At 43.6% G+C, this 1,441-nt stretch carries 1 protein-coding gene and 1 pseudogene; both read right to left on the bottom strand.

Going from position 1 to position 1,441, the window contains the following annotated elements; genetic code table 11:
- On the bottom strand, positions 1–1,259 hold a 1,259-nt coding region (locus UC75_RS12285; protein ID WP_228137336.1), incomplete at its 3' end, for an NAD(P)-binding protein.
- Between the two features lie 27 nt (positions 1,260–1,286).
- Positions 1,287–1,441 (bottom strand): annotated as a pseudogene (locus UC75_RS21525) (alpha/beta hydrolase); the annotation flags it as partial.

Below are 1,441 nucleotides of genomic sequence, written 5' to 3' on the forward strand. Positions count from 1 at the left end.
CAGAACCAATTACGTTTCAAGCGCATGTTAATTGAAGCATCAGCGGTTTGCATCACCAAGAAAATCAAAGTCTGACGTGCAAAACTGACAGGATTACTCATGCGAAGAAAAATAAATGGATGGCAGATTAAGGCCCATAACCAAAAGAAGATACGCGTCCAACCTGGTTTACCTTTAGCCATATAAGTACACATAAGACCCATGGCATCTGAGCCAGTTTGGTAACGAGTCGCTTCAATGTGAGTGTCATGGTCAAGGTAAATACTTGAACCAATGGCAACACCTTTACTCATGTCGACATCTTTACCAAAAAAGCGAACGCCTAAAATCGACTCGGCATTAGTACGAACCCGATTGCCCAAATCATCAGAAACATTTGGCAGAGAACCAGACTGTTTTAAACGGAACAGCATTTCTTGCGTGCCCAAAGACGATGCCGAAAAAATCACATTTCGAACACGCCATGTACGGCGTTGTTTGTTAAACCATGAGCTTGAACATTCAGTCGTAACTTCATAGCCATCACTGCCATCGGCTTTACCATTGAGTGGTTTCACATCAACGACTTTGGTTTCTTCGTAAACCTTGGCACCATTTTTTTCGGCAAAGTACAAATAGTTTTTATCTAAGGTATTTTTTGCGTTGTGTTTGCAACCTGTCATACAGCCGCCACATGCGGTACAGGTTCCGCGGTCTGGACCTTCGCCGTTAAAGTACGGGTCAGGGTAGGTCTTGCCACCTTGTTCACCTTCGGGTGGAAAAAACGTTGCAACACGAGTCGGTTTAAATGTATGTCCAACACCAACTGCATCGCCCATTTTTTTGAGCATGTGGTCGGCAGGTCCGAAAATTTTATTATCAGTCACTCCAAGCATACGTTCGGCTTCAGCATAGTGCTGTGGCATTTCATTTTTCCAGTCTGCGGCATCTGCCCACGTGCCTTCATCCCAAATATGTTCAGGTGGAACAAGTAGGGTATTGGCATAGGTAATTGAACCACCACCTACAGCATTACCGCAAATAATGGTAACATGGCGAAAAAAACGCATGTTGAAATAACCGAAGAGTTTCATGCCCGGGCGCCAAATCCAGCGGCGGGTATTCCAGTTATTTTTAGCAAAATCTTTAGCTTCCCAGCGTCGCCCCATTTCCATTACAGCAACAGAGTAACCTTTTTCAGTTAGACGGCAAGCAGAAACACTACCACCAAAGCCTGAACCAATAATGAGGTAATCATAGTCATAATTGTTTGTTGTCATGCCGAGGACTCCTCTCTGGCGATATTTTTATATTGACTGTGTATGTTTATCAATGAATTGCCCAATGCGCTCAATCGAGTCATTAGATTCATGTAGTATACCCGCGTGAAACTGAAAAACATGCCCGACTCGGTCATAAACCTTCAAGTTCGTCGGAATACCGTATTTTTCAGTTTTTTTAG

Origin of the sequence: Acinetobacter sp. V2 (assembly GCF_001188385.1) — a bacterium.
Classification (GTDB): domain Bacteria; phylum Pseudomonadota; class Gammaproteobacteria; order Pseudomonadales; family Moraxellaceae; genus Acinetobacter; species Acinetobacter oleivorans.